Source organism: Lysinimonas soli, from assembly GCF_042655435.1.
Taxonomy (GTDB): Bacteria; Actinomycetota; Actinomycetes; order Actinomycetales; family Microbacteriaceae; genus Lysinimonas; species Lysinimonas soli.
This window is the reverse complement of sequence record NZ_JBHSMG010000001.1, coordinates 1,133,906-1,151,146: the sequence shown is the minus strand read 5'-3', so window position 1 is coordinate 1,151,146 and position 17,241 is coordinate 1,133,906. Positions and strand designations below refer to the sequence as shown.

The 17,241-nt window shown below is 70.5% G+C and carries 18 protein-coding genes; 14 read left to right on the top strand and 4 right to left on the bottom strand.

The genetic code is table 11. The annotated features are described in order from the left end of the window. Positions 1-14: 14 nt before the first annotated feature. The 3 genes from ACFPJ4_RS05515 to ACFPJ4_RS05505 all read right to left on the bottom strand — a co-directional run bounded on the left by ACFPJ4_RS05515 (position 15) and on the right by ACFPJ4_RS05505 (position 2,825). Positions 15-560: a hypothetical protein gene (locus ACFPJ4_RS05515; protein WP_386739283.1), complete on the bottom strand. Its 546-nt coding sequence runs from the start codon at positions 558-560 to the stop codon at positions 15-17. 104 nt (positions 561-664) lie between these two features. Then, a complete protein-coding gene (locus ACFPJ4_RS05510) occupies positions 665-1,897 on the bottom strand; it encodes a DUF349 domain-containing protein (protein ID WP_386739282.1) in 1,233 nt (410 codons plus the stop codon). Positions 1,898-2,027: 130 nt separating this feature from the next. Further along, the gene (locus tag ACFPJ4_RS05505) at positions 2,028-2,825 is read right to left on the bottom strand and encodes a peptidylprolyl isomerase (protein WP_386739281.1); all 798 of its coding nucleotides are present in this window, start codon (positions 2,823-2,825) and stop codon (positions 2,028-2,030) included. 130 nt (positions 2,826-2,955) lie between these two features. On the opposite strand from ACFPJ4_RS05505, the gene ACFPJ4_RS05500 reads away from it, so the two are divergent. The 14 genes from ACFPJ4_RS05500 to nusB all read left to right on the top strand — a co-directional run bounded on the left by ACFPJ4_RS05500 (position 2,956) and on the right by nusB (position 16,712). Then, the gene (locus tag ACFPJ4_RS05500) at positions 2,956-4,296 is read left to right on the top strand and encodes a replication-associated recombination protein A (RefSeq protein ID WP_386739279.1); all 1,341 of its coding nucleotides are present in this window, start codon (positions 2,956-2,958) and stop codon (positions 4,294-4,296) included. Positions 4,297-4,379: 83 nt separating this feature from the next. Beyond that, on the top strand, positions 4,380-5,474 hold the full coding sequence (locus ACFPJ4_RS05495; RefSeq protein ID WP_386739278.1) for a DUF1996 domain-containing protein: 1,095 nt from the start codon (positions 4,380-4,382) through the stop codon (positions 5,472-5,474). Between the two features lie 236 nt (positions 5,475-5,710). Next, on the top strand, positions 5,711-6,340 hold the full coding sequence (gene rpsD, locus ACFPJ4_RS05490) for a 30S ribosomal protein S4 (protein ID WP_386739277.1): 630 nt from the start codon (positions 5,711-5,713) through the stop codon (positions 6,338-6,340). A gap of 203 nt (positions 6,341-6,543) precedes the next feature. Continuing rightward, positions 6,544-6,762, top strand: coding sequence for a hypothetical protein (locus tag ACFPJ4_RS05485; protein WP_386739276.1), 219 nt, complete (start codon positions 6,544-6,546; stop codon positions 6,760-6,762). Between the two features lie 103 nt (positions 6,763-6,865). Beyond that, a complete protein-coding gene (gene alaS / locus ACFPJ4_RS05480; RefSeq protein ID WP_386739274.1) occupies positions 6,866-9,523 on the top strand; it encodes an alanine--tRNA ligase in 2,658 nt (885 codons plus the stop codon). A gap of 25 nt (positions 9,524-9,548) precedes the next feature. Continuing rightward, positions 9,549-10,019, top strand: coding sequence for a Holliday junction resolvase RuvX (ruvX, locus tag ACFPJ4_RS05475; RefSeq protein ID WP_386739273.1), 471 nt, complete (start codon positions 9,549-9,551; stop codon positions 10,017-10,019). Positions 10,020-10,031: 12 nt separating this feature from the next. Then, on the top strand, positions 10,032-11,393 hold the full coding sequence (gene mltG, locus ACFPJ4_RS05470; RefSeq protein WP_386739272.1) for an endolytic transglycosylase MltG: 1,362 nt from the start codon (positions 10,032-10,034) through the stop codon (positions 11,391-11,393). Positions 11,394-11,400: 7 nt separating this feature from the next. Next, positions 11,401-12,243: a shikimate dehydrogenase family protein gene (locus tag ACFPJ4_RS05465; RefSeq protein WP_386739271.1), complete on the top strand. Its 843-nt coding sequence runs from the start codon at positions 11,401-11,403 to the stop codon at positions 12,241-12,243. A 55-nt stretch (positions 12,244-12,298) separates the two neighbouring features. After that, positions 12,299-13,519, top strand: a complete 1,221-nt coding sequence (gene aroC / locus ACFPJ4_RS05460) for a chorismate synthase (protein WP_386739270.1) — start codon at positions 12,299-12,301, stop codon at positions 13,517-13,519. Continuing rightward, on the top strand, positions 13,516-14,019 hold the full coding sequence (locus ACFPJ4_RS05455; protein ID WP_386739269.1) for a shikimate kinase: 504 nt from the start codon (positions 13,516-13,518) through the stop codon (positions 14,017-14,019). Before aroC ends, ACFPJ4_RS05455 begins: the two co-directional genes overlap by 4 nt. After that, complete coding sequence (gene aroB / locus ACFPJ4_RS05450; RefSeq protein ID WP_386739268.1) at positions 13,998-15,101, top strand: 3-dehydroquinate synthase; 1,104 nt, start codon at positions 13,998-14,000, stop codon at positions 15,099-15,101. The genes ACFPJ4_RS05455 and aroB overlap by 22 nt, the downstream gene beginning before the upstream one ends. Positions 15,102-15,155: 54 nt before the next feature. Beyond that, entirely contained in the window at positions 15,156-15,593 is a 438-nt protein-coding gene (gene aroQ / locus ACFPJ4_RS05445) for a type II 3-dehydroquinate dehydratase (protein WP_386739267.1), read from the top strand. A 61-nt stretch (positions 15,594-15,654) separates the two neighbouring features. Further along, positions 15,655-16,218: an elongation factor P gene (gene efp / locus ACFPJ4_RS05440; protein WP_386739266.1), complete on the top strand. Its 564-nt coding sequence runs from the start codon at positions 15,655-15,657 to the stop codon at positions 16,216-16,218. A 14-nt stretch (positions 16,219-16,232) separates the two neighbouring features. Next, positions 16,233-16,712, top strand: a complete 480-nt coding sequence (gene nusB / locus ACFPJ4_RS05435) for a transcription antitermination factor NusB (protein WP_386739265.1) — start codon at positions 16,233-16,235, stop codon at positions 16,710-16,712. Here the strand turns inward: nusB and ACFPJ4_RS05430 are convergent. Further along, a complete protein-coding gene (locus ACFPJ4_RS05430) occupies positions 16,709-17,182 on the bottom strand; it encodes a MarR family winged helix-turn-helix transcriptional regulator (RefSeq protein WP_386739264.1) in 474 nt (157 codons plus the stop codon). The two genes, nusB and ACFPJ4_RS05430, sit on opposite strands and share 4 nt — an antisense overlap. Between the last annotated feature and the right edge of the window lie 59 nt (positions 17,183-17,241).

Here is a 17,241-nt window from a genome sequence, read left to right as displayed (position 1 = left end):
ACCCCAGCACCGTCTCAGCCCAGCACTTCGTCCAAGCGGCGCAGGGCCCGCCGCTTCTCGGGCAGGTTGCGCCGGCGATTGATCAGTTCGTAGCAGTCGGGGAGCCCGACGCCGCCCAGCAGCGCCAGTTCGCGGATCGCCTCGCGCTCCTGCTCGGGCAGCGGGTCGCGGAACCGGGCGAGGTCGACGACCGTGCGCAGCGGGGAGGTGACGCCGACCCCGCCGAGCTCGACCCGGTCGCCCGGATCCAGCACGAGCTCGCGCACACGCACGGTCGGGTTGATCCCCAGTCGGGCTCGCGCCCCCAGCTCGACGCAGAACTCGGTCACCCGGGGCAGGGTGGCGGTCACGCCCCAGACCCAGGCCGCCGTTCCCAGTTCGGCGATGAGCCGCGGGGAGCGGTGACCGAGCACGGCTCGCGCGCGGTGAGCAGGGCTCTCGAGCTCGTCGATCGCGCACCAGCCGTCGGCCAGCGGGTAGACCTCGCCATCGAGTCGCATTCCGCCCAGTTCCGGAGCCGGGATGTCGCGGTCGGTCAGAACTGCGGGGAGCGGAGGCATACGGCGATCGTGACCCACGCCAGGGGCGCCGGGCGGCATCCGGTGCCGATCGGTGGATGCCGTGGCCTGTGGACAACCAGCTTCGGCGCGAGAAGCGACGCGCGTTACGAGCCGAGCGCGTCCAGCCAGACGCGCCGGGCGGCGAGCGCCTCCTCGGCATCCTTGATCTTGCGAGCATCTCCGGCGGCCTTCGCCGCGTCGAGCTCCTTCTCGAGCTTCTCGATCGCCGCGGTCAGCTGAGAAGCCAGCCCTTCCGAGCGGGCCTGCTTCTCGGGGTTCGACCGGTTCCAGTGCTCCTCGTCGAGTTTGCGCACGGCCGTCTCGACCTTGCGCAGGCGGTCTTCGATCGACTTGAGCGAGTCACGCGGAACCTTGCCGATGGCATCCCACTTGCGCTGGATGCCCAGCAGGGTCTCTTTGGCGACCGCGCGATCGGTCTCGATCAGCAGCTTCTCGGCGTCCGTGAGCAGCGCAAGCTTCAGCTCGAGGTTGCCGGCGAACTCCTCGTTCTCCTTGGCGTCGACCTCCGCCTTCGCGGCATAGAGCACGTCGCCGGCGGCCTTGAACCGCGCCCAGAGGGCGTCGTCGACCTTCTTGCCCGCACGACCCGCGCTCTTCCAGTCGTCGAGCAGCTTGCGGTACTCCGGAATCGCGGCCGTGCCCTTGACGGCGAGCGCCTCGGCCTTCTCGACCAGCTGCTGCTTCTGGGCGCGCGCCTCGCGGTGGGTGCCGTCGAGTTCGGCGAAGAAGGACTTGCGGTGGGTCTCGATCGTCGTGCGGGCGGCGCGGAATCGCTTCCAGAGCTCGTCACCGTCGGCCTTGGGCAGCCGCGGCCCCTCCTGCTGGTGGGCCTGCCACCGCGCGAACAGCGCGTCGAGCTGAGCGGAGACCTGCTTCCACTGCGCCTTGGCCGGATCCTGCGCGGCGAGCGCTTCGACCTCGGCCACGAGCTTCTCCCGCTCGGCGACCGCGTCGGCGATCGCGGCCTTGGCCTCGGCGGTCTGCTTCTCGGTGAGCTCGCCAACGCTGCCGCCGAGCTTCTCGAGACGCGTCAGGAGGGATGCCAGATCACCGACGGCGTTCGCCCCGGCCACCGCTTCCTTGAGCTTCGCGATGGCCTTGGCCACGTCACGCGCGGGTGCGCCGCCCCGGACGCGCTGCTCGAGCAGCCCGACCTGACCGGCGAGCTCGGTGTACTTGCGCTCGAAATAGGCGAGAGCCTCTTCGGGAGTCGCGTCGGGATACTGACCGACCGCGCGCTCGCCTTCGGCCTCGCGCACGTACACGGTGCCCTCGTCGTCGACGCGACCCCAGGGGGTCAGATCGTCTGTCGCCACTTCTGCCAACCTCGTCATCGAGTCCGACGGCCTCTCGCCGAACGGCCACCAGCCTATTGCACGGCTCCGCCGGCGCGGCGGCACGCCCCTGTCGGCCCCTTGCCCGCGACCTACGGCACGCGGAACGGGGCTACTTCAGCGTGAACGCGGTGATCGTCGTGGGAATGGTGGGGGAGCCGTCGGTGGATCCGCCGGTGCCCGCCGTGATTCCTCCGGCGACGATCTGGCTCTTCAGCTGGTCGAGTCCGCTCGTGACCTGGCCGACGACCGTGTAACCGCCCGCCGCATCCGGCTGCAAGGTGGTGTCTTCGAAACAGATGAAGAACTGGTGGCCGTTGCTGTAGCCGTTGCCGCTCGCCCGCGCCATCGCGATGGTGCCGGCCTTGTACACGTGGTCGGCGGGGGCGTTCTCGACCGGCCCGTAGGAGAAGCTGGGGTCGGCCGCGCCCGTGCCATCGAGCGAACCGCATTGGATGATGCCGAACCCGGTGCTCTCGGCAAGGCGGTGGCAGGTCTTGCCCGGGTAGTACTTCTTGTTGATGTCCTGGATGATGCCCGAGACCGCCTGGGGTGCCTTGGCACCGTCGAGCGACACGCCCAGTTCGACCTTGTTGAGGGTGAGCGTGCCGGTCCACGTGCGGCCCTCGGCGAGGCTCGGATTCGGCGCTCCCACGTTCTTGCCCGCGGCGGAGGCCGAGGGGGATGCCGAGGCCGACGGGGAGGCGCTAGGGCTGCCCGGCCCCGCGGTGAAGTAGAAGATCTGAGTCGCGGCCGCGAGTCCGGCGACCACGATGATGCCGATGACCGCGACGATGTTGTCGCGCAGACGCCGCTTGGTGGCGTGCTCGTGAACCTGTTGCCGTGCCTGGTATGCCTTCAGTCGTTCCCGCGCTTCGCGTGCTTCGCGCTGCTGGTTCTTGGATGCCAAGGCCGTACTCCCGTTGCGGTCGGCTGGTCGGTGCCGCCACGAGAACATTAGTGAGTCCACCTGAGGGCGCCAAAAGCGCGGGAGAACGCGCAACCGGCCGCGCGTCGCACGCCCCGGATACTCTGGGCAGATGACGCGCCAGCCGGGACTCCGCACCGGGTCCACCCCGCTGGCGGTGCGGATGCGTCCCACCTCCCTCGACGAGGTCGCCGGGCAGGCGCACCTGCTGAAGCCCGGATCGCCGTTGGTGAACCTGGCCAACGACGCGAGCGGGGCATCCGGCTCGGTGTCGGTGATCCTGTGGGGGCCGCCCGGAACCGGCAAGACGACGCTCGCCCAAGCGATCGCGCACAGCTCGGGCCGCAAGTTCGTCGAGCTCTCGGCGGTCACCGCGGGTGTCAAGGACGTGCGGGAGGTCATGGAGCAGGCGCGCGCCGCCAGCGACCTCTACGGAGTGTCGACGGTGCTATTCCTCGACGAGATCCACCGCTTCACGAAGGCCCAACAGGACGCCCTGCTGCCGGGGGTCGAGAACGGCTGGGTCATCCTCGTGGCCGCCACGACCGAGAACCCCTCGTTCTCGGTCATCGCGCCCCTGCTGTCGCGCTCGCTCCTGCTGACGCTCGAGGCACTCGGCGACGACGACCTCGGGCTGCTGATCGACCGGGCCGTCACCGATCCGCGCGGGCTGCAGGGGGCGGTCACGCTCGATCCCGAGGCGCGCGCCATGATCGTGCGGCTCGCCTCGGGCGACGCGCGGCGTGCCCTGACCGCCTTGGAGGCGGCGGCGGTGGCGGCCGACGCCGACGCGCCCGACGACGTGGTGGCGCCGCCCGTGGTCACCGCCGACATCGTCGCGACGACCGTCGATCGGGCCCTGCTGCGCTACGACCGGCAGGGCGACGAGCACTACGACGTGATCAGCGCCTTCATCAAGTCGGTGCGCGGCTCGGACGTCGACGCGGCGCTGCACTACCTCGCACGCATGATCGAGGCGGGGGAGGATCCGCGGTTCATCGCGCGCCGCATCATGATCAGCGCCGCGGAGGACATCGGCATGGCCGACCCGCAGGCGCTGCCGATCGCGGTCGCCGCGGCCCAGGGGGTGCAGCTCATCGGCATGCCGGAGGGCCGCATCCTGCTCGCCGAGGCGGTCGTCTACCTGGCCACTGCGCCCAAGTCGAACGCGGCGTATCTGGCTCTGGATGCCGCGATCGCCGACGTGCGGGCCGGCAAGATCGGGCGCGTGCCGAAGCCGCTGCGCGACGCGCACTACCCGGGAGCGAAGCGCCTCGGTCACGGCAAGGGCTATCGCTACTCGCACGACGCGGAGTTCGGCGTGGCCACCCAGCAGTACCTTCCCGACGAGCTCGTGGGCACCCGTTACTACGAACCGACCGGCTACGGCAACGAGCGGGACGTGGCGGCGCGGCTCGAGAAGATCCGGGCGATCCTGCGCGGCGACGCCTGATCGGGCGAGGGCCGATCGGGCGCATGACGCGGGCGTGACCGCGCCCTGACACTCCTCGAACATTGCGGGGGTTGCCTTGCCGCATGGCCAAGAAGAACGACAGCTCCGGATCCACCGCCGCGCCTCTGCCGGGCGAGCCCGTCCCGGCGCGGGGGCACCTCGGCGTTCCGATGGCGGTGCCGGAGGACGCCCGGGCGCCGCAGAGCCGCCGGGTGCGGCTCATCGCGGCGGCGATCGGAGGTGCCCTGGTCATCGCGCTCGGGTCGGCCGCGGTGACCGCGGTCGCGCTCACTTCGCCGGGCTCGTCGACGATGCCGGGGATGGCGGCAACCAGCGCGCCGACTCCGGTCCCCGCTTCCGGGCCGTCCGTCGACACCGCCGGGTTCCCGACGGGGGGCCCCGGCATCTTCACCGACACCTGTCGGCGCACCAAGACCGCCGCCGACGACCCGATCCTGATGCCCGGCATGGCGGGCGCGTCGATGCAGCACGACTTCTTCGGCAACACCGCCACGGTTGCCGACACCACCACGAAGCAGCTGGTGGGAGGCACGACCGGGTGCACGACCTCGGCCGACGCCTCCGCCTATTGGACCCCGGTGCTGTTCCAGAACGGAGCCGCGCTCGCGCCGAAGTCGACGCTGATCTACTGGCGGGCTCCCATCGGCGCTCAACGGCAGGTGCAGACGATTCCGGCGGGTCTGACGATCATCGCGGGAAACGAGAACGCCAGCGCGCCGCAGGGCAAGGCGGTGATCGGCTGGAGCTGCACGGGCGCGGATCAGGTGCGTCTCACCGATTCGCCGCACGACTGCGCCGCCGCGGCCAAGCTGCGGCTCGTGATCGCCTTCCCGGACTGCTGGGACGGGCACGGTCTCGACGGCGCGAAGCAGACCAACGTCGTCGCGATGACCGGCCGCAGCTGCCCCGCGTCGCATCCGGTCCAGATCCCTCAGATCGTGCTGCACGTCGTCTACCCGACCTCGTCGGCGAGCGGCCTAACCCTCTCGGTCGGGCCGAGCACCCAGGGCTCGGTCGACACGGCCCACGCCGACTTCATGAACGGATGGAACCAGGCGGTGCTGACTGCCGACGTCAAGGCCTGCGTCGTCACGGGGACCCGCTGCGGCCCGGTGAGCGGCCCGCAGGCCACGCCGCGCGGCGGAATGAAGCGCTGACGCCGCTCGCGTGGCCGGGGATCGCCCGAAACCACGCCATCTGCTAAGGTTTACGAGGCCTGAAACCGGCTTCTCGCGTGCGGCTGCGTCGAGATCCCGGTCGAGGTGGTCAGATCTGTAGCCGATCGATCGCCGTGGTTCATCCCTCTACTTTCGCAAGAGACATCGTCGTGCCCGTTCGCGGGCGGGCAGACGCTTGCGGCATCCATCATCCAGAGACCAGCAGAAGGACATCCGTGTCGACCAAGTCACGCACCCGTAGCAAGACCCGCCTCTCCCGTGCGCTGGGCATCCCGCTCACGCCGAAGGCGGCCAAGTACCTCGAGAAGCGTCCGTACGCCCCGGGCGAGCACGGTCGCACCAAGCGCAAGGCCGACAGCGACTACGCGGTCCGTCTGCGCGAGAAGCAGCGCCTGCGCGCCCAGTACGGCATCCGCGAGGCCCAGCTCAAGATCGTCTTCGCCGAGGCGCGTCGTGCCGCCGGCCTGACCGGTGAGAACCTGGTCGAGCTGCTCGAGATGCGTCTCGACGCGCTCGTGCTGCGCGCGGGCTTCGCCCGCACCACGGCGCAGGCGCGCCAGATGGTCGTGCACCGTCACATCCTCGTCGACGGCAAGCTCGTCGACCGCCCCTCGTTCCGGGTCAAGCCGGGACAGCTGATCCACGTCAAGGAGCGCTCCGAGAGCATGGAGCCCTTCCAGGTCGCGGCCGCGGGTGGGCACGTCGACGTGCTGCCCAAGGTGCCGGCGTACCTCGAGGTCGAGCTCGACAAGCTGCACGCGCGCCTGGTGCGTCGCCCCAAGCGCGCCGAGGTGCCGGTCACGGCCGAGGTGCAGCTCGTGGTGGAGTACTACGCCGCACGCTGATTCCGTCGCGAATCGAAGGCCCCGGGTCGCCCCGGGGCCTTCCGCAATTCAGGATGCCGCGCCGCGGCGTGCCGGCGGATCAGGAGCCGCGTGCGGCGCGTTGCTCGCCGACTCCTGAAAGCGCACACCGAGAGGCGCGGCCTAAGCTAGAGCCGACACGATCGGCACGCGCCGGTTCCGTTCACTTCGAAGAGGAGAACACGATGAAGGGTGTACTGCTTCTGGCAGTAGGAGTCGCCGTCGGCTTCGTGGCGGCCCACCAGCTCGCGAAGACCCCTCAGGGCAAGCAGTTCTTCGACGACGTCGACGCCAAGGCTCGCGACTTCGGCGAGGCCGTCGTCGACGGCTACAAGGTGCGCGAGGCCGAGCTCCGCGCCGCCGCCGACGGAATCGTCTCCGACTTCACCGCGCGAGCCCGGTAGTCCGGCGCCGGCTGTTCACGGCCGGCGGACCGGACGTCGTCACCCCTCCATCCAGGTACCGTCGCGCCCATCGGGGCGAGCGCCCATCAGAGAACAGATCACCGTGCAGACCGCTGAAATCCAACGCCGCTGGCTCACCTACTTCGGGGAGCGCGGACACACCGTCGTCCCCTCCGCCTCCCTCGTGAGCGACGACCCGGCCCTGCTGTTCACGGTCGCCGGGATGGTGCCCTTCATCCCGTACTTCACGGGTGTCGTGCCCGCGCCGTTCCCGCGGGCCACGAGCGTGCAGAAGTGCATCCGCACCCTCGACATCGAGGAGGTCGGCAAGACCACGCGGCACGGCACCTTCTTCCAGATGAACGGCAACTTCAGCTTCGGCGACTACTTCAAGGAGCAGGCGATCGCCTACGCCTGGGAGCTGCTCACCTCATCCGAGGCCGACGGCGGCCTGGGCTTCGCCGAGAAGGACCTCTGGGTCACCGTCTACGAGGACGACGACGAGGCGATCGGGTTCTGGAAGAAGATCGCCGGCCTGCCCGATGAGCGCATCCAGCGCATGGGCAAGGAGGACAACTACTGGTCGACCGGCCAGCCCGGTCCCGCCGGCCCGTGCTCGGAGATCTACTTCGACCGTGGTCCCGAGTACGGCCCCGAGGGCGGCCCGGCGGCCGACGACACCCGCTACATCGAGATCTGGAATCTCGTCTTCATGCAGTACCTGATCGCCGACGTGCAGTCGAAGACCGAGTTCCGCATCGTGAGCGAGCTGCCGCGCAAGAACATCGACACCGGCATGGGAATGGAGCGCGTCGCGTTCCTCAAGCAGGGCGTCGACAACATGTACGAGATCGACCAGGTGCGTCCCGTGCTGGACGCGGCCTCGGCACTGTCGCGCCGGGTCTACGGCTCCGACCACGACGACGACGTGCGCATGCGCGTCATCGCCGACCACGTGCGTTCGAGCCTCATGCTGATGACGGATGGCGTGAGCCCCGGCAACGAGGGGCGCGGCTACATCCTGCGCCGCCTGCTGCGCCGCGTGGTGCGCGCGATGCGCCTGCTCGGGGTGGATTCGCCGAGCTTCCCCGAGCTGTTCCAGGCATCGCGACTGGCGATGCGCGACGCCTATCCGGATGTCGAGGAGCAGTGGGAGCGCACCTCCCGTCTCGCGGTGGCCGAGGAGGAGACCTTCCGCACCACCCTCGCGAGCGGCACGACGATCCTCGACCTCGCGGTGGAGGACACGCAGAAGAAGGGCGCCGCCGCGCTGCCGGGCGACACCGCGTTCCTGCTGCACGACACCTTCGGCTTCCCCATCGACCTGACGCTCGAGATCGCCGAGGAGGCCGGGCTCACGGTCGACCGCGCGGCCTTCGACCGGCTGATGCTCGAGCAGCGCACCCGCGCGAAGGCCGATGCCAAGGCCAAGAAGCGGGCGCTGGCCGACCTCTCGGTCTACTCCGAGATGCGCGCGGCGGGCGAGACGGTGTTCACCGGCTACGACTACCTGCAGACCGACTCGCGTGTGCTCGGGATCCTGCTCGACGGACTGCCGGTGGATCGTGCCGCGGCGGGAGAGATCGTCGAGGTCATCCTGGCCGAGACGGCCCTGTATCCCGAGTCGGGTGGACAGGCCGCGGATGCGGGAGCGATCGTCGGCGACGGCTTCGAGCTCGAGGTGCTCGACGTGCAGCGCCCCGTGAAGGGACTCATCAGCCACACCGTCGAGGTGCGGTCCGGCGAGGTCGCGGTAGGAGTGCCCGCGACGAGCGTGGTCGATCCCGTGTACCGTCACTCGGCCGCACAGGCGCATTCGGCGACGCACCTGGTGCATGCCGCCCTGCGTCAGACGCTCGGCTCCGAGGCGCACCAGTCCGGCTCGTTCAACAAGGCCGGCTACCTGCGGCTGGACTTCGCGTGGAACCAGGCGCTGAGCGCCGAGACCCGCAGCGAGCTCGAAGAGATCGCCAACAACGCGGTGCGCGACAACCTCGAGGTGACCACCCGCATCCTGCCGATCGCCGAGGCGAAGGCGGCCGGCGCGATGGCGCTGTTCGGCGAGAAGTACGGCGACACCGTGCGGATGGTCGACATCGGCGGCCCGTGGTCGCGCGAGCTGTGTGCCGGAATCCACGTGCGCACCTCGGCCGAGGTCGGACTGGTCAACCTGGTCAGCGAGTCGTCGGTCGGATCGGCGAATCGCCGCGTCGAGGCCCTCGTCGGTCTCGAGGCCTTCCGTGACCTCGCCGCCGAACGCGCGATCGTGTCGACGCTGACGTCCTCGCTGAAGACCCCGCGCGAGCAGCTTCCGCAGCGGATCGAGTCGCTCGTGGCCGAGCTGAAGGCGGCCGAGAAGAAGATCGCGGCCTTCGAGGCGTCCCAGCTCTCCGGCCGGGTGCCCGCGCTGGTCGAGAAGGCCGCGCGCGTCGGCGGCTATCTCGCGGTCGTCGAAGACCTCGGAACGCTCTCGTCGGCCGACGAGCTGCGCTCGCTCGCCACGAGCGTGCGCGAGCGACTCGGCAGCGAGCCGTCGGTCGTGGCCCTCGCGGCCCGGGTCGGCGACAAGCCCGCGGTCATCGTCGCGACCTCGCCGGCGGCTCGAGAGCGCGGAGCGAAGGCCGGAGCCCTCGCCAAGCAGGCGGCGACGGTACTCGGCGGAGGCGGAGGCGGCAAGGACGACCTCGCCCAGGGCGGCGGAAGCGACACTGCGGCGATCGGGGCGGCCCTCAGCGGCATCTCGGCGACGTTGGCCGGCTAGGCGTCAGCATGAAGCCGGGCGCGCGATGAGGCCGGGCATCCGGCTGGGGGTCGACGCGGGGCGGGCGCGCGTGGGCGTCGCCCTCTGCGACCGCGAGGGTCTGCTCGCGACGCCGGTGGCGACGCTCCGGCGAGGCGACGGCACCGTCGCCGAGCTGTGCGCCCTCGCCGAGGAGCACGGTGCCGTCGAGCTGGTGGTGGGGCTTCCGCTGTCGCTCGGGGGCGGCGACACCGCCTCGACGGCCGACGCTCGCGCTCTGGCCGACGAACTCGCGGCAGCGGCATCCGTGCCGGTCCGACTCGTCGACGAGCGCCTTTCGACGGTCACTGCTCAGCGGGCGCTGCACCAGTCCGGCCGTTCGGTGAAGAGCTCGCGCGCCGTGATCGATCAGGTGGCCGCTGTTATCATCCTGCAGAACGCTCTCGACTTCGAGCGCACGGCGGGCCGTCCGCCGGGCACCCTGGTCGAACCGCACAAAGGACGCCCCAGCTCATGAAGATCGCCGGCCGTGGCTGAGGAACCGAGCTGGGACGACATCTTCCGTCCGCCGGGCGGCGAGCCGACCCGACCGAGCTCGCCGAACCCCCCAGGGCCGGTGGAGCCCGTCTCGGAGCAGTTCCCGCAGGCGCGGCTCTCCGACCCTTACGCGGTGGCCGCCGCCGAAGCACGAGCCGCCCAGTCGGCGCCCCCCGCGACCCAGCCGATGTCCCGCCGCGAAGCCCGGGAGGCCCAGGAGCGGGCGCAGCGCGGTGGTGCGAGCGGCACGACCGCGCGGGTCGGTACGACCCGACGCCCGCCGCGGAAGCGACGGCGCGGCTGGACCCTGGCGCTGATCACGGTCTTCGTGCTGCTGGTCGGTACCGGCACGACGGGATGGTTCCTGTTCGAGGACAAGATCCGTCACGTACTCGGTTGGGAGAGCACCGACTACGCGACGAGCGGGGACGGAACCAAGGTGACGATCGTCATCCAGTCCGGTGACATCGGCTCGGACGTGGCCAAGACGCTGCAGCAGGCCGGCGTCACGAAGACCTTCGACGCCTTCTACCAGCTGCTGCTGAAGAAGCCGAGCGTGACGTTCGAGCCCGGCAGCTACCAGCTGCAGAAGCAGATGAGCGCCGCCTCCGCACTCGCCGCCCTGCGGGATCCGAAGAACAAGATCGTGCGTGTGGCGGTGTTGAAAGAGGGCGTTTCGGCCCAGAGTGCCTTCGTGCAGCTCGCCTCGGCGACAGGACTGCCGGTGGCCGACTTCCAAGCTGCGGCGAAGGACTACGTCGCGCTCGGCGTTCCCGCTGCGGCGCCGAGCATCGAGGGCTTCCTGTTCCCGGCCACGTACACCTTCGATCCCGGCGTGACGGCGAAACAAGCCCTGCAGCAGCTGGTGTCGACGATGATCTCGCACCTCGACAAAGCCGGGGTCGCGCCCGCCGACCGGCTCAAGGTCGTGACGCTCGCGTCGATCGTCCAGCGCGAGTCGGGACCGAGCGTCGCCGACATGCACAAGATCGCGCGCGTCTTCCAGAACCGCCTCGATCAGGGGATGCGGCTGCAGTCCGACGCGACGGTCGCCTACGGCACCGGGCACACCGATCGCGTGACGACGACGAGCGCGGAGCGCGCCGACGCGAGCAACAAGTACAACACCTACGCGAACAACGGGCTGCCGATCGGTCCGATCGGCCTTCCCGGGGATGACGCGATCGATTCCGCGCTGCATCCGACGCCCGGACCGTGGCTGTTCTTCGTCGCGGTGAACCTCAAGACCGGCGAGACGGTGTTCTCGACGACGGCCGCCGAACACGCGGCCGCCGTGAAGCAGTGGCAGGCCTGGTGCCGGGCGAGCGCCGAGAATGCCGTGTACTGCAAATGACGCCGCGATGAGCCCGACGCCGCGCCGCCTGGCGGTGCTCGGCTCGCCGATCGGGCATTCGAAGTCGCCCCTGCTGCATTCGGCCGCGTATGCGGTGCTCGGCCTGCCCTGGAGTTACACGGCGATCGAGGTGATCGAGGGCAGCCTCGGGGCCTTCCTCAACACCTGCGACCGTTCGTGGCGCGGCCTCTCGCTGACGATGCCGCTCAAACGCGAGGTCCTGCCGATGCTGAGTTCGCGGACGGCGCTCGTCGACACGGTGGGCGCCGCGAACACGGTGTTGTTCGACGAGGACGGCGGTCTGAAGGGCTTCAACACGGACGTCGAGGGCATCGTCGCGGCATTCGCGGATCACGGTGTGAGGGCCCTCGAGACCGTGCAGATCCTGGGCGGGGGCGCCACCGCGGCATCCGTGCTGGCGGCGGCCGCACAGCTCGGCGCCCGGCACGCGCTGGTGTCTGCCCGCGACCCCGAACGCGCGGCCTCCCTCGAAGGGCTCGCGACCCGGCTGGGCCTCGAACTGACCATCCGCCGGCTGGGGCTGACCGATCGCTCGCTCACGGTCCCGAGCGCCGTGATCTCGACGCTTCCCGGGGCGAGCGAGCACGGCGTGGTGTTCCCGGAGGCCGTGCGCGCCAGGTCCGTGCTGCTGGATGTCGCCTACGAGCCGTGGCCGAGCGAGCTCGCCCGTTCGTGGGCGGAGGCCGACGGCACCGTGGTCAGCGGCCTCGAGATGCTGCTGCACCAGGCGATCGCCCAGGTGCGGATCTTCGTGACCGGCGAGCAGGACGGGGTGCTCCCGCGCGAGGGAGAGGTCGTCGCCGCGATGCGAGCGTCGGTCGGGCTCTGAGCGACGGAGCCGTCGCCCGTGCGCCGGGGGTGCGCCGGTCTGGAAGACTGGGCAGATGCTGCGTTGGTTGACCGCCGGGGAATCCCACGGCCCTGAGCTCGTCGCCGTCCTCGAGGGACTCCCGGCGGGCGTTCCCATCACGCGCGCGGGCATCCAAGCCGATCTGGAGCGCCGCAAGCTCGGCTACGGACGCGGCGCCCGGATGAAGTTCGAGCAGGATCAGCTGGACTTCTCAGGCGGCGTGCGGCACGGCCTGTCGATGGGCAGCCCGATCGCCCTGCGCATCGGAAACACCGAGTGGCCCAAGTGGGTCGACGTGATGAGCGCCGAGCCGGTGGACCCGTCTCGTCTCGCCGGCGCCCGCGGGGCCGCCCTCACCCGTCCGCGACCCGGCCACGCCGACCTGGTCGGCATGCAGAAGTACGACTTCGACGAGGCACGCCCCGTGCTGGAGCGGGCCAGCGCCCGCGAGACCGCCGCCCGCGTGGCGCTCGGCGCCGTCGCCCGGGCCTTCCTCGGGGAACTCGGCGTCACTCTGGTGAGCCACACGCTGTCGATCGGTCCGGTGCGGGTACCCGATCAGTCGCCCCTGCCGACGCCCGCCGACGTCGCGGCGCTCGACGCGGATCCGCTGCGCTGCTTCGACCCCGTGACATCCGCCCTGATGGTGGCCGAGGTCGACGACGCACACGACACGGGCGACACCCTCGGGGGAGTCGTCGAGGTGCTCGCCTACGGGCTGCCTCCGGGTCTCGGCAGCTACGCGCAGTGGGACCGCAAGCTCGACGCCCAGCTCGCGGCGGCCCTCATGGGCATCCAGGCGATCAAGGGTGTGGAGGTCGGCGACGGCTTCGCGACCACGAAGCGCCGCGGTTCGCACGCGCACGACGAACTGGTGGCCGACGAAGGACTCATCGCCCGGCTCAGCGACAAGGCGGGCGGCATCGAAGGCGGCATGAGCACCGGAACGCTGCTGCGGGTGCGCGCCGGGATGAAGCCGATCGCGACGGTCCCGCACGCGCTGCGCACCGTCGACGTGGCCACGGGCGAGGCGGCCGCCGCCCACCATCAGCGCTCGGACGTCTGCGCCGTGCCCGCCGCCGGCGTCGTGGCCGAGGCGATGGTCGCCCTCGTGCTCGCCAACGCGATGCTCGAGAAGTTCGGCGGCGACTCGGTCGGCGAGACGCGTCGCAACCTGGATGCGTACCTGGCGGCGATCCCGGCGTCGCTGCGCACGGCATCCGAATCGGTCGCCGATCGGCCGGCCTCGGAATGAGCGAACGGCCTCCCGTCGTGCTGATCGGCCCGATGGGTGCGGGCAAGACGCGCATCGGCAAACGCGTCGCGCGCATCCTCGGCACCGGCTTCGTCGACACCGATCGCATGATCGTGGCAGAACACGGACCGATCGCCGACATCTTCGACACCCTGGGCGAACCGCACTTCCGAGCTCTCGAACGCGATGCCGTCGCGCGCGCGCTGCGGGGCAGCGACGTCGTCGCGCTCGGCGGGGGAGCGGTGCTCGATGCCGACACCCGCGCGGCGCTGGCCGGGGAGCGGGTCGTGCTCGTCACGGTCGCCCCCGAGGCCGTCGCCCCGCGGCTTCGCGACGGCCGTCGCCCCCTGGTGCGCAACGGGCTCGCCGACTGGGAGCGCATCTACGCCGAGCGCCGCCCGATCTACGAACAGCTGGCGCGTCTGACGGTCGACACCTCGCACCGTCCGATCGACGCCGTCGCCCAGGAGGTGGCCGAATGGTCCAAGACGGCAGCGTGATCGCGTCCGACGGCACGACCGAGATCCCGGTCGCCGGCGTGCCCGGGTACAGCGTGTTCGTCGGGCGAGGGCTGCACGCCCGGCTCGCGGAGTTCCTCGCGCCGCGCGTGAAGAAGGTGCTGATCGTGCACGCCCCGACCCTCGGCGCGCGTGCCGAGATCCTGCGGCAGCAGCTGAGCGATCGCTACGAGGTGGTGCTCGCCGAAGTCCCGGATGCCGAAGCCGCCAAGCGGGTCGAGGTCGCCGCGTTCTGCTGGCAGGTCATGGGGCAGACCGACTTCACCCGCTCCGACGCGGTCGTCGGGCTCGGAGGTGGCGCGACGACCGACCTGGCCGGTTTCGTCGCCGCGACCTGGCTTCGCGGGGTGGACCTCATCCAGCTGCCGACCACGGTGCTCGGCATGGTCGACGCAGCCGTCGGCGGCAAGACCGGCATCAACACGGCGGAGGGCAAGAACCTGGTCGGGGCCTTCTGGGCGCCCCGCGCGGTGCTGTGCGACCTCGACACCCTCGACACGCTCAGCCGCAACGAGATCCTGGCCGGCTACGCCGAGATCGCGAAGGCGGGATTCATCGCCGAGCCGGAGATCCTCGACACGATCGAGGCGGATGTCGACGCCGCGGTCGATCCGACCACGCCGCAGTTCCGCCGCAACCTCGAGCTCGCGATCGCCATGAAGGCCCGCGTGGTCGGCGAGGACTTCACCGAGCAGGGGCTGCGCGAGGTGCTGAACTACGGCCACACCCTCGGCCACGCGATCGAGCACGCCGAGCGCTACCAGTGGCGCCACGGCGCCGCGATCGCGATCGGCATGGTGTTCGCCGCCGAACTGTCGCGGCTGACCCGCTCGCTGAGCGACGCGGCCGTCGATCGGCACCGCCGCATCCTGGATCTGCTCGATCTGCCGACCACCTACCCGGCCGGCCGCTGGCCCATGCTGCTGGCCGCGATGAAGCGCGACAAGAAGGCCCGCGGCGACCTGCTGCGCTTCATCGTGCTGGACGATATCGGCCGGCCCACGACCCTGACCGGACCGGAGGAGCAGCTGCTGTTCGCGGCGTATCAGGAGATCGCCGAGTAGCCGCTTTCGAGCTCTCGGCCTCACGGGAGCCGGCAGACATCGTAGGCTCGAGGCATGTCGCGCGTGCTGGTGCTCAACGGTCCCAACCTCGGCCGGCTCGGCAGTCGCGAGCCCGACGTCTACGGCAACCAGGACCTGAGCGCGCTGCGCACCCTTCTCGCGGCGCAGGCCGGCGCCTCGATCGAGATCGATCTGCGACAGACCGACGACGAGGCCGAGCTCATCCACTGGCTGCATGAGGCGGTGGATGCCACCACCCCCGTCATCCTGAATCCGGCGGCGTTCACGCACTACAGCTACGCGCTGCGCGACGCCGCCGCGCTGGTGACCAAGGCGGGGATCCCGCTCGTCGAGGTGCACATCAGCAACCCGCACGCGCGCGAGGAGTTCCGTCACAACAGCGTGATCTCGGCCGTGGCGACCGGGGTGATCGCGGGATTCGGCTTCGACTCGTACCTGTTGGCGCTGCGCGTGGTCGCCCCCAGCGCATAGCCCTCGTCTACACTCGTACGGGCGCTTCCCGCCCCTGCAGACGAACGGACACCCCGAAACCATGGCAACGACGAACGACATCAAGAACGGCAGCGTCCTCAACATCGACGGACAGCTCTGGACGATCGTCGAGTTCCAGCACGTCAAGCCGGGCAAGGGCGGCGCCTTCGTGCGCACCAAGATGAAGAACATCATGAGCGGCAAGGTCGTCGACCGCACCTTCAACGCCGGCACCAAGATCGACTTCGCCACGGTCGATCGCCGCGACTTCACCTATCTGTACCGCGACGGCGACGGATTCGTGTTCATGGACACCACCGACTACGACCAGACCACGGTTCCGGCGAAGATCGTGGGCGACGCCGCCAACTTCATGCTCGAGAACCAGACGGTGACGATCGCCACGAACGAGGGGGAGCCGCTCTATGTCGAGCTGCCCGCCTCGGTCGTTCTCGAGGTGACCTACACCGAGCCCGGGCTGCAGGGCGACCGCTCGAGCGCGGGCACCAAGCCGGCGACGCTCGAGACCGGGTATGAAATGCAGGTGCCGCTCTTCCTCGAGACCGGCACCCGCGTGAAGGTCGACACCCGCACGGGTGACTACCTCGGCCGCGTCACCGACTAGGCGGCCACCCCTTCATGAGCGCACGCACCAAGTCGCGCAAACGCGCCCTCGACATCCTGTTCGGGGCCGATCTGCGCGAGCTGCCGATCGCCGGCCTGCTCGATGAGGAGGCCGGGCGCGCCGAGGCGACGCCCCAGCGCGAGTCGTCGTGGGCCTACGCGCGCGACATTGTCGAGGGGGTCGACTCGCACCTGGGCGATCTGGATGCCGTGATCCGCGCGCACGCGCAGGGCTGGCCCCTCGAGCGGATGCCCGTGCTGGATCGGGCGCTCGCCCGCATCGGCGCGTGGGAGATCCTGTACAACGACGAGGTCCCCGATGGCGTGGCGATCTCCGAGGCGGTCGAACTCGCGTCGCTGCTCAGCACCGAGGACTCCGCGGGGTTCCTGAACGGGCTGCTCGGGGCGATCGCGCGGGATGCGGCCGCGTCGCCGAGCGTGTTGCCCGGTGTGCCGTCGGACGGGAACGCACCGGACTCGGACGAGCCCGCCTAGCTGTCGCGTCGACCGCCTGGGCGGTCCCCGGGGTCGCCCTCGATCGTCGCGAGCCGCTCGAGCGCGCCGAGGGCGTCGCGCAACGTCGCCACTTCGTGCGGGTCGAGGCGTGCCAGGAGGTCCGCGAGCAGTTCGGCCCGGTAGGAGCGGGCGCGCAGCACCTGGTGCTCGCCCGCCTCCGTGACGCTGATCAGGATCGACCGGCCGTCGCGGGTATCCGGTTCGCGGCGCACCAGGCCGCGTCGTTCGAGATCTCGCAGGGTGCGCGTCATGGTCGGGGCGCTGACGAACTCCAGCTGAGCCAGCGTGCCCGGGCGGATGGGGCCGGAGCGGTAGATGGTCGCGAGGGCGTTCAGGTGGCCCTGGCCGAGCCCCTGGGTCGCGGCGAGCATCCGGCGATTCGTACGCCCGATCGCGAACGAGAGCCCCCGCGCCAGTTCGGCGAGAGCGGCATCGTCGGGGGCGGACATGCTCCGAGGATAACGTCACGGCCCACCCCGCCCGCGGTGCGGCCGTGGCGCCGACACGA

Excerpts from the sequence above, each read along its gene's own strand:
- ACFPJ4_RS05515 (WP_386739283.1), bottom strand. The coding sequence starts at position 560 with ATGCCTCCGCTCCCCGCAGTTCTGACCGACCGCGACATCCCGGCTCCG.
- ACFPJ4_RS05500 (WP_386739279.1), top strand. The coding sequence starts at position 2,956 with ATGACGCGCCAGCCGGGACTCCGCACCGGGTCCACCCCGCTGGCGGTG.
- ACFPJ4_RS05495 (WP_386739278.1), top strand. The coding sequence starts at position 4,380 with ATGGCCAAGAAGAACGACAGCTCCGGATCCACCGCCGCGCCTCTGCCG.
- ACFPJ4_RS05485 (WP_386739276.1), top strand. The coding sequence starts at position 6,544 with ATGAAGGGTGTACTGCTTCTGGCAGTAGGAGTCGCCGTCGGCTTCGTG.
- ruvX (WP_386739273.1), top strand. The coding sequence starts at position 9,549 with ATGAGGCCGGGCATCCGGCTGGGGGTCGACGCGGGGCGGGCGCGCGTG.
- ACFPJ4_RS05465 (WP_386739271.1), top strand. The coding sequence starts at position 11,401 with ATGAGCCCGACGCCGCGCCGCCTGGCGGTGCTCGGCTCGCCGATCGGG.
- aroC (WP_386739270.1), top strand. The coding sequence starts at position 12,299 with ATGCTGCGTTGGTTGACCGCCGGGGAATCCCACGGCCCTGAGCTCGTC.
- ACFPJ4_RS05455 (WP_386739269.1), top strand. The coding sequence starts at position 13,516 with ATGAGCGAACGGCCTCCCGTCGTGCTGATCGGCCCGATGGGTGCGGGC.
- aroB (WP_386739268.1), top strand. The coding sequence starts at position 13,998 with ATGGTCCAAGACGGCAGCGTGATCGCGTCCGACGGCACGACCGAGATC.
- aroQ (WP_386739267.1), top strand. The coding sequence starts at position 15,156 with ATGTCGCGCGTGCTGGTGCTCAACGGTCCCAACCTCGGCCGGCTCGGC.
- efp (WP_386739266.1), top strand. The coding sequence starts at position 15,655 with ATGGCAACGACGAACGACATCAAGAACGGCAGCGTCCTCAACATCGAC.
- nusB (WP_386739265.1), top strand. The coding sequence starts at position 16,233 with ATGAGCGCACGCACCAAGTCGCGCAAACGCGCCCTCGACATCCTGTTC.
- ACFPJ4_RS05430 (WP_386739264.1), bottom strand. The coding sequence starts at position 17,182 with ATGTCCGCCCCCGACGATGCCGCTCTCGCCGAACTGGCGCGGGGGCTC.